10 protein-coding genes are annotated in these 9,571 nt (G+C 71.7%); 5 read left to right on the forward strand and 5 right to left on the reverse strand.

Features of this window, described 5'->3' with window-relative positions:
* Position 1 precedes the first annotated feature (1 nt).
* The 3 genes from FPZ41_RS26600 to FPZ41_RS26610 all read right to left on the reverse strand — a co-directional run bounded on the left by FPZ41_RS26600 (position 2) and on the right by FPZ41_RS26610 (position 2,450).
* A complete protein-coding gene (locus FPZ41_RS26600; protein ID WP_152866212.1) occupies positions 2–901 on the reverse strand; it encodes a hypothetical protein in 900 nt (299 codons plus the stop codon).
* 240 nt (positions 902–1,141) lie between these two features.
* A complete protein-coding gene (locus FPZ41_RS26605) occupies positions 1,142–1,957 on the reverse strand; it encodes a L,D-transpeptidase (protein WP_194236224.1) in 816 nt (271 codons plus the stop codon).
* Positions 1,947–2,450: a SigE family RNA polymerase sigma factor gene (locus FPZ41_RS26610; protein ID WP_152866213.1), complete on the reverse strand. Its 504-nt coding sequence runs from the start codon at positions 2,448–2,450 to the stop codon at positions 1,947–1,949. Before FPZ41_RS26610 ends, FPZ41_RS26605 begins: the two co-directional genes overlap by 11 nt.
* 207 nt (positions 2,451–2,657) lie before the next feature.
* On the opposite strand from FPZ41_RS26610, the gene FPZ41_RS26615 reads away from it, so the two are divergent.
* Positions 2,658–2,873 (forward strand): hypothetical protein, encoded by a 216-nt coding sequence (locus tag FPZ41_RS26615; RefSeq protein ID WP_152866214.1) that lies wholly within the window; start codon positions 2,658–2,660, stop codon positions 2,871–2,873.
* A gap of 34 nt (positions 2,874–2,907) precedes the next feature.
* Here the strand turns inward: FPZ41_RS26615 and FPZ41_RS26620 are convergent, their stop codons facing one another.
* Entirely contained in the window at positions 2,908–4,260 is a 1,353-nt protein-coding gene (locus tag FPZ41_RS26620) for a helix-turn-helix domain-containing protein (RefSeq protein WP_152866215.1), read from the reverse strand.
* A 111-nt stretch (positions 4,261–4,371) separates the two neighbouring features.
* Positions 4,372–4,776, reverse strand: a complete 405-nt coding sequence (locus FPZ41_RS49960; protein ID WP_194236225.1) for a Uma2 family endonuclease — start codon at positions 4,774–4,776, stop codon at positions 4,372–4,374.
* 316 nt (positions 4,777–5,092) lie between these two features.
* On the opposite strand from FPZ41_RS49960, the gene FPZ41_RS48625 reads away from it, so the two are divergent.
* The 4 genes from FPZ41_RS48625 to FPZ41_RS26640 all read left to right on the forward strand — a co-directional run.
* Positions 5,093–5,536: a hypothetical protein gene (locus tag FPZ41_RS48625; RefSeq protein WP_228022988.1), complete on the forward strand. Its 444-nt coding sequence runs from the start codon at positions 5,093–5,095 to the stop codon at positions 5,534–5,536.
* Positions 5,533–7,149: a multicopper oxidase family protein gene (locus tag FPZ41_RS26630; RefSeq protein WP_322620762.1), complete on the forward strand. Its 1,617-nt coding sequence runs from the start codon at positions 5,533–5,535 to the stop codon at positions 7,147–7,149. The genes FPZ41_RS48625 and FPZ41_RS26630 overlap by 4 nt, the downstream gene beginning before the upstream one ends.
* Positions 7,150–7,292: 143 nt before the next feature.
* Positions 7,293–7,847, forward strand: coding sequence for a TetR/AcrR family transcriptional regulator (locus FPZ41_RS26635; RefSeq protein WP_152866216.1), 555 nt, complete (start codon positions 7,293–7,295; stop codon positions 7,845–7,847).
* 94 nt (positions 7,848–7,941) lie between these two features.
* On the forward strand, positions 7,942–9,571 hold a 1,630-nt coding region (locus tag FPZ41_RS26640; protein ID WP_152866217.1), incomplete at its 3' end, for an MFS transporter.

Genomic DNA, 9,571 nt, shown 5'->3' on the forward strand with positions numbered 1-9,571 from the left:
CCTACTGGCCACCCTCGTCCTCTTCGCCCGTCTCGCCGTCCTCGTACGCCGGGTTGGCCTCGTACGCCGGTTCCTCCTGGCGCTCCTGCTGCCCCTCCTCGGCGGGCCGCTCGGAGGGACGGGCGGAGGGACGGGCGGAACGCGGCGGCTTGCCCGCGAGGGTGTCCTGGAGGCGCTCGGCGGCGAGTTGGGCGGCGTGCCGGGTGATGTCGGCCTCGATGCCGTAGAGGCCGCCGTGCGTGAGGAGGGCGGCACCGTCGCCGACGCGCAGGGCGGCGACGTCCAGTGTCAGCTCGCCCCGCTCTCCGTCGACCTCGCCCCCGACGGTCATGCGGAGCGCCTGGCGGGCGTCGCCGACGCCGGGGAGCCGGACGGGGTTCACCCGGACGTCGTACTTCTCTCCCGAGGCCCCGGCCGAGGTGAACTCCCGGCATTTCCTGGCCAGTTGACCCAGGTGCCCGAGCTTCGCGTCGACGTCCTGCTTCCGGTACGCGCCCACCTGGTAGCGCACCTGAGCGCCGTACTCGGTGTCGTCGAAGCCCTCGACCGCCGTCGCGCCGCTCGGCTCGCCCAGCAGGTCCTCGGCGTACACGGCGTCGAGCAGTTCCTGGCACTCGGGGCGGTCCGCCCTGCCCTTGAGCAGCCCGTCCCGCCAGGTCGCCGCGCCGGCCGTCGGGGCCCAGGCGCGGCCGAGGTCGCCCTCGCCGATGAGGGCGCTCCTGAGCCGGGCGGCGGAGAGGGTGGAGGCGGCAGGCGCCGAGGGTGCGGCGGCGGAGGTCTTGCCGCTCCCGGGTGCGGCGGCCGGATGGCCGACCCATCTCTCCTGCCACAGCCAGGCCGCCACCACCACGAACACCCCGGCGACGAACACCAGGACGGGCAGTCGATACGGATGTCGCATGGCGCCGGCCTCCCGGGAGCATGACGTTTCGTCCCAGGCCAACACCGTCGGGGAGCGCCCACCAGCGCAGGGGGTCGTCCGGGTGAGCGGGTCCCCACGGGTGGCGTACGCACGTCAGGGCCCCGGCGTACTCAGGCGCTGTCGAACCTCGTCGTGGTCCGTGGCGGCTCGGAACGCCACCTGCACCACCCCCGCACCATCTGCAACCACCTGCACCACCTGCCCGGAGGCGCCGTGTGCCTACCCGCGGCCCGCCTCTCGAAGCCCGGAGGGCTCCGTCCTCACCACCGCCGAAGGCGTCACTGTCTCGGCCGGGACCTGTGCCGGTGCCTCAGCCGCTGTCGGTGCCTCAGCCGCTGTCGGCGTCGCAACCAGCGAAGGCGCTGTCGAAGGCCGGGCCGACGGCGAGGCCCGATCGGGTGTCGGCGCGGTCCCCGTCACCTCCACCACCGATCCCTCCACCAGCCGCTCGTACACCCACCGCGCGTCGTCACTCCGCAGGCTGATCCAGCCGGGCGCCCCGAGGTAGTCGCCCGGCGCCTTCTCGTCGTACCCCCTGGCGCCGATGAACACCGTGCTCCCGTCCGGCGCCCTGAGCGAAATCACCCAAGGGATCTTCACGGCGTCGGCGCGGGCGTCGGCGACGCCGAGGTCCTCACCTGGTGCCGGCGTGGCGGACTTTTTGCCGGTGACCGTCATCCGGCCGCTGGGCGTGGGCGCGTCCTTCGAGCCCGCGGAGACGGGGAGTTCCCGGCCGTCGATGACGAGCACCTGGCGGGACACGTCCACCGTCGCGTCGGCGGGCGCCGGTGTCGCGGGCGTGCCGGCGGGGCTGGCGGCCGGGGCGGGGCGGTCGTCGGTGCCGCCGCCGGTGAGGTTCACCGTCAGCAGCGCGGCCAGGGCGGCCGCGACGGTTCCCCCGGCGGCGACCGCGGTGGTACGGCGGCGGCGTCGACGGCGTACGGCGATACGGCGGACCTCGGCGCCCGGGACGGTCGGCGGTGCCTCGGCGCTCTTGGCCAACTGCCGTAGCCCGCGGGCGAGATCATCGGACACGGTGGTCCTCCCTCTCCCCCTCGCCGGCGGCCAGTTCCCGCGCCAGCGCCGCCCGGCCACGGGACAGACGGGCCTTGACCGTCCCCACGGGGGCACCGGTCTCGGAGGCTACCTGCTCGACACTGAGGTCGCACAGATGGTGCAGGACGAGCGCCCTGCGCTGGGCATCGGGCAGTTTGCGCAACGCGGCGACCAGGACGGCACGTTCGGGGTCGGGGCCGGGCGTGTGCTGGGGCGGTGGCGTACGGCGGACCAGTTCCAGCCAGCGTCTCGCCCGCCGCCAGCGGCTCACCGCGAGCCGCATCGCCACGGTCCGGATCCACGCCTCGGGCGCCTCGTCGACGAGGAAGTCCCGCCGCCGGTCCCAGGCGCGGACGAACGCCTCCTGAACCACGTCCTGCGCCTCGCCGTGGTCCCCCGTGAACGCGTAGAGCTGCCCGGTCAGCCGGGGGAACGCGCTGGCGTAGAACGCGTCGAACTCTTCCTCGGTCATGCCCCTCGCCGCGCGTGTGCCTGAGTTCTCTCCGAGTCCCCAGAAGTTCTTTCGAGTTCCCCGGATTCCCGTGCAACCCGGTGGCCCCCGTGGTGCGTACAGGTCCCGTACGTCGGTCTTCGTACGGCGCCTCCATCGAAACACACCACAGGGTGCTGGACGACCGAGAACAGTTCCTGACCATCGATCACTTGGAGTTGTCCGTTCATGGCCCGGAGAGACCGGAGAGAGAAGTACGTCACGGCCGCCGCGCTCCTCGCCGTGCTGACCGGGACGTACTCCGTGTCGTATGCCGTCGCGCAGGGGAGAGCGGCGTACGGCATCGAGGTGTACTCCGTCGAGGCGCCCCCGCTTGAACCGAAAGCCGACGAGGTCCCTGTAACCGGCGAGATCGGCGAAGCCACTCGTCGTCCGGCCCGGTGAGCCCGCACCCCGGTTCCTGGTTCTTTTCGGTCCGTCACAGAGGAGGCTGTGCGGGCGCCGGTCCCAGGGTCGTCGTCCCGGGGGCCGTACGGTGCCCGAGTCCCGTCCGGTACGCGTCCAGCGCCGCCTCCACCCGGCCGGTGCGGCGCAGCAGGTCCCCGAGGAGCCGGCACAGGTCGGCCAGGTCGCCCGCCGCGCCCGCGCGCTCCAGCAGGCTCAGCGCCCGGACGTAGTGTTCCTCCGCCGTCTCGGAGTCCCGCGCGTCCTCCGCGATGATGCCGAGCAGACGGTGCGCGGCCGCGGAGTGGACGGCGCCGCGCTCCGGGGACAGGTGCCCGAGGACGTCGCGGAGCAGCGCGGCGGCCTCCTCCGACTTGCCGAGCCGGTGCAGGACGTCGGCCAGCTCCACCGTCACCTGACTGCTGTAGAGCGCGGCCTTACGACCGGCGTGCATGGTCAGCGCCTCGCGCAACTCGCCCTCCGCACGCTCCAGTTCACCGTTCTGGGCGTACAGGTAGCCGCGCATCCAGTGGCAGTTGGCGAGTTCGGTACGGATCTGGAGCTGGCGGTAGAGCTCGGCGGCCTTGGCCAGGGAGGCGTCGGCCTCGGCGACGCGCCCCTCGGCGATCAGGGTGCGCGCGACCTGGCGGTGCATACGGGCCACCAGCGCCGGGTCCGCGACCTGGGGCGCGAGGGCCAGGGCCAGCTCGGCCGCCTTGGCCGCGCGCGCGTGCGCGCCCATGTCCATGTAGGGGGCGATGGCGCTCGCGTAGAGCAGGAGCAGCGCGTCGGGGTCGTGCAGTCCGCCGCGGTTGAGCTCGTCGAGCGTGGACTCCAGCAGGTAGCAGGCGTAACGGAGTTCACCGGCGAGGTAGTGGGCGACCGCCCGGCCGCGCAGGGCGGGTGCCCGTGCGGTCAGCGGGGAGTCGTGCAGGACCTTCTCCGCCCGCTCGAAGTACTGCCGGGCCGCGGTCAGGTCGCCGGTGTCCAGGCCGCAGTCACCGAGCCCCAGCAGTGCGGTGGCCTGTTCGGCGGCGAGTCCGTGCGCCTCGGCCTCCGCGAGGAGCGCCGCGTACTGCTCCGCCGCCACCGCGGCCTCGCCGGTCGCGAGCGTGCGCTGCGCGTCGGTCAGCCGGAGCCGCAGGTCGACAGCGAGGTGGGCGGGGCGCCCGGTCGCCAGTTCCTCGTAGGCGACGCCGAGCCGCTGCGCGATGTGTTTGAGCGCGTCATCGGAGGCGCGCACCCGCCCGGCCTCCACGGTGGAGATGTAGGCGGGCGTGTAGGCCTGATCGGCCAGCTGTTTCTGCGTCAGTCCGCGTTCCGTACGCAGGTGCTGCACTCTGCGCCCGATGGTCTCGGGATCGTCGCGGTCGGCCGTGGCTGCCATGGCGTAAGCATGCCAGTAATCGCACTTGTGCTCGTGCTTATCGTCAACTACCCGACATGCTCTTGCTGTTGAGGCTTCAACCCCCTACGTTAAGCAGCGCCTTAAACCCGCTTAATGCGCTGCTGACCACACCGCTGCGAGGTTGCCGTGCTCCGACACCTGCTCACCCGCCATGCCCGACCCCTCGCCGCCGCGCTGCTCGCGATGACGGCCCTGATCACCGCGGCGAACGCGACACGGCCTTCGTGACTCCCGTACGACGGCCGCACTGACCGACCGACGGGGCCCGCGGCGAGAACGGGCGCCGTGGGCGCCGTGGGCGCCGCTCAGAATTCCGCCGTCGAGGTCGAATCCGAGGGGGGCGGGAAGCGGTACGGCGAGGCCCAGCTTGTACTTCGGCCCCTGGGCGTAGGCATCACCGGAAGGCTCGGCGTACACCGTCACTTCGCCCTCTTCCCGGTCGATCAGCAGATGGACGGGGATGCCCGCGCGTGCGTAGCCGTGTGGTTTCCGCACCCGCTGCCGTGCATGCGGGACGCAGGGGCGACGGCGCACCCCTCGCTCTTCTATGAGCGGCTCCGGTTCAGCCCTCCGCCCTGGGCTGCGACCCCATGAATTACTACACCTTCTGGATGGTACAGTTACTCAGGTCCTGGCCGACTTGGCTGGTTCATGCGCTCGCCACGGCCTGCTCACCGGGTTCCAGGGAGCTCACCTCCCCCCGGCCGTGCCGCCCCGAGCCACTGACGCTTCGGGGTGCCCCGCGCCGCCCGAACGACCTCTCGGCGCTGTCCGATGCCCGGGCACTCACCGGACGACTGGAAGGATGCTCATGCCGCGTAGAAGTGACTCCGCGGTCCCATGGACGACATGGGTGCTGCGGGTGACCGTCACATTGTTTCTGCTGATGACGCTGGCCCAGGGGCTCTTGGCCGGCCTCTTCGTGACCGGGGACATCGGACTGCTGGCGGTGCACAGCGCCGTCGGCGGGACGCTGTCCGTGGTGGCACTCGTGCAGGTGGCTGCGGCCGTCCTGGAACGCAGGGCGTGCAGGCGGGCCGGGCTGACGCCCGGCTGGCGGCTGACGGCGCTGTCCGTCCTCGTCCTGGTGATGACCGTGGGGCAGATAGGTCTGGGGATGGCCCGTGTGGTCGCCCCGCACATGTTCATCGGTGTCGTGACCGCAGCGGTCGCCATGCTGGCCCTGGTCGTCGTCCTCACAGAGACCCCGCAGGTTCCGGCGGCCGCCGGCGAGTCGGCGGAGGTGACCCGGTGAGCGGGAAGCGCAGACTGAGCCGCCGAGGGTTCCTCGCGGTGACCGGCGGTGCGGCCGCGGCCGCGGCAGGGGGCGGCACCCTCGCCGCCGTCCTGGCCGGCCGGGAGGAATCCGGGGATCTGCTGAGCAGCCGGGCGAGGCTGCCGCGGCCCTTCACGACGGCGTTGCCCGTGCCGGCCGTCGCCCGGCCGGTGAGCCGAGCGGGTGGGGTGGACCGGTACGAGATCGTGCAGCGCGCTGCCGACGTGGAGATTCTGCCCGGGCTGCGCACCCAGGTGTGGGGGTACGACGGCCAGTTCCCGGGACCGACCATCGTCGGCCGGTCGGGGCGCGGGACCCTGGTGACGGTGCGCAACGAACTGCCGGTGCCCACCTCCACTCATCTGCACGGCGGGGTCACGCCGCCCGGCTCGGACGGTTACCCGACGGACATCGTCGTCCCGGACGGCTGGCGGCAGGACACGCACGGCCGAAGCAGTGGCAGCGGTCACGGCGGTCACGGCGGTCACGGCGGTCACGGTGGAATGAAGATGTCCGCGGACGCGTGGACCGTTTCCGAGCAGGCCAAGGAGTACGACTACCCGCTCGACCAGCAGGCGGCGACGCTCTGGTACCACGACCACCGGATGGACTTCAGCGCTCCGCAGGTCTGGCGCGGTCTGGCCGGGTTCTTCCTGGTCCGCGACGACGAGGAACAGAATCTGCCGCTGCCCGAGGGCGACCGGGACATCCCCCTGATGATCTGCGACCGCGCCTTCGAGGAGGACGGATCCTTCCGCTACCCGTCCCTCGACCCGTCACTGAAAGGCAGGCCGGGCGTCGAAGAGCCCTACATGGGAGGCGTGATGGGCGATGTCACGCTGGTCAACGGGGCGCCCTGGCCGGAGCTGGAGGTGGACGCCGTGCGTTATCGCTTCCGCGTGCTGAACGCCTCCAACGCCCGCCGGTACCGGCTGAAGCTGGAACCGGGCGGTCCCTTGACCCAGGTGGGCAGCGACAGCGGACTCCTGGCCGGCCCCGCGGACCTTCAGGCCGTCACGCTCGCGCCGGCCGAGCGTGCCGAGATAGTGATCGACTTCTCCCGCTGGAAGCCGGGCACCGCCGTCACCCTGGTCAACACCCTGGGGAAAGGCGGTATGCGCGACGTCATACGGTTCCGGGTGGCCCGCCGGGCGAGGGACTCCTCGCACGTCCCGGCCCGGCTCGCGGACATCCGGCCCCTGGCGAGGACGGATGTGGCGGCCACCCGGTGGTTCGACTTCCGGCTGACCTCCGCGGGCGGCGGCGCCAAGGTCTGGACGATCAACGGGTACCCCTTCTCTGTCGACCGGTACCTCGCCTCACCGCGCCTGGGGTCGGTCGAGCGGTGGCGGTTGACCAGCGACGTCCACCACCCCGTACACCTGCACCTGGCGCACTTCCAGGTGGAGGCCCGCAACGGCCGGCCACCCGCGGCTCACGAGCGCGGCTGGAAGGACACCGTCGACGTGCGGCCGTACGAAACCGTGGACGTGCTGGCCCGCTTCCACGGTTACCGGGGCCGGTACATGTTCCACTGCCACAATCTGGAGCACGAGGACATGGCGATGATGGCCAACTTCCGCGTGGTGTGACTCTCGGTCGGCAGGTCGGCAGGTCGGCCGCGTCGGCAGGTCGGCCGCGTCGGCAGGAACGTGGCGCGGAGCGGCCGCGGACACTCCGTCTGCGGGTGGCTTCCGATCGCATTACTGTACCTTCTGGCCGGTATAGTAATTGGATGCGACCCAGTTCGAGGAATCTCATCCTGGATGCGGCGATCCGCGTGACGGAGCGTGACGGCATCACCGGCCTGACCCTGGAATCGGCGGCCGAGGAGGCCGGGGTGACCAAGGGCGGCCTGATGTACCACTTCCGCACCCGGGACGATCTGCTGCTGGCGATCCAGAAGCACCTCACCGCGGCGTGGGAGGAGCAGCTCGACGCGGAGCTCGGCAAGCCGCTCGCCGAGGCCTCGGCGAGGGAGACGGTCGAGGCCTACGCCCGGGTGGGGACTCGGGGAACCGCCGCGAGCAAGGCCGATCTGGCGTTCATGCTGGAGTCCGTCACCCAGCCGGAACTCTCGCGGGTGTGGGAACAGATGATGCGCCGCTGGAGCCCGCCGCTGCGGTCGGCCGAGCCGGCCGAGATCGATCTGCTCCTGGCGCGGCTGGCGACCGACGGGCTGTGGCTGTTCGAGGCCACCAGCGGCTACCAGCTCCCCGCGCCGATCAAGAAGGCCCTGGGTGAACGGCTGGTGGCTCTGACCAGGGCCGAGGACGGCGACGATGCGTGAGCCGGGGCGCGGCCGCGCCCCCTGAAGCAGCCGCTGCCCGTCGCCCGACAGGGCCGGCAGCGGCGACCGAGACGACAAGAGACATGGGTGGAGTATGAACGGCGCCGCGAAGCGCTGGTGGCTGCTGGTGACGGTGTCCGTCGGCCTGCTGATGATCACGGTGGACATGTCGGTGCTGTACACCGCACTGCCGACGCTGACGCAGGACCTGGGCGCGGATGCCTCACAGAAGCTGTGGATCATCAACGCCTACCCGCTGGTGATGGCCGGGCTGCTGCTCGGCGCGGGCACCCTCGGTGACCGCGTCGGGCACAAGCGGATGTTCCTCGCGGGGCTCGCCCTGTTCGGTGTCGCCTCCACCGTGGCGGCGTTCGCGCCCTCACCCGCCGTGCTGATCGGGGCCAGGGCCTTCCTCGCGGTGGGTGCCGCGGCGATGATGCCCGCGACCCTGTCCCTGGTGCGCACCACGTTCGACGACGAGCGGGAACGCAACATCGCCATGGGTGTGTGGGGCTCGATGTCCGTGGTCGGAAGCGCGCTCGGCCCGATTGTCGGAGGACTGCTGCTGGAGCACTTCTGGTGGGGCTCGGCCTTCCTGATCAACGTGCCCGTCGTGGTGATCGCACTGATCGCCGGCGCCGTGCTGGCACCCGGCGACTCGGGCCGCTCGGACCGGCCCTGGGACCTGATCGCCTCCGCGCAGATCATGATCGGTCTGGTCGGACTGGTGTACGCGGTCAAGGAGGCCACCAAACCCGGCCCGCAGCCACTGCACCTCGTACTGGCGCTCCTCGCTTCGGCCGCCGGGTTCACGCTGTTCGTACGCCGTCAGCGGCGGCAGGAACATCCGCTGCTCGACTTCGCCCTGCTGCGGCATCCGCACATCCTGTCGGGCATCGTCGCGGCCTCGCTGGCGATGTTCGCGACCGCCGGGGTCCAGCTGGTTCTCGCCCAGCGGCTCCAGCTGGTCGTCGGCCTCACCCCCCTGGACGCGGGCCTGCTGGTGGCCGCCTTCGCGGCCGGGTGCCTGCCCGCCGGCATGGTCGCGGGCGGCCTGGTGCACCGCAGCGGCCCTCGTCCCCTGATCGTCGGCGGTCTGCTGGCCGGAACGGTCGGTGTCCTGCTCACCCTGCTGCTCACCCCCGGAGTGGTGCCGTTCCTGCGTATCCACCCCGACCACCCCGCGTGGGTCGTACCCGGGCTGGTCGTCGCCGGAGCCGGAACGGCGCTGGCCATGACCGCGGCCTCCACCGCCATCATGGGCAACGCACCCGTCCACCGCGCCGGAATGGCCGCCTCCGTGGAGGAGGTCTCCTACGAACTCGGCAGCCTCTTCGGTGTCGCGATCCTCGGCAGCGCCCTGGCCTCCGTCTACACGACCACCGTCCACCTGCCCGCAGGAGTGCCCGATGCGGCGAGGGACAGTCTCGATCAGGCCCGGACCACCGCTGAGGACCTTCCCACCGACCGTGCCGAAAGCCTGCTGGACGCCGCTCACACCGCTTTCGACAACGGCTACGCCCTCACCCTCCTCATCTCTGCCGCCGCCCTCGCCGTCGGCTGCGTCTTCACCGCCCGTCGTCTTTCCCGCACCGCCCCCGAACCCGACCCCAACCCCGACCCCGAGCAGCAACCGGAGTCCGTGGCTGGACTACCACCCACCTGGCAGCCGCCGGAGGCAACCCCAACGCACAAGGAGGTGCACCCCATGACCGACTCCTGCC

It is taken from the genome of Streptomyces acidicola (assembly GCF_009377235.1).
GTDB classification, from domain to species: domain Bacteria; phylum Actinomycetota; class Actinomycetes; order Streptomycetales; family Streptomycetaceae; genus Streptomyces; species Streptomyces acidicola.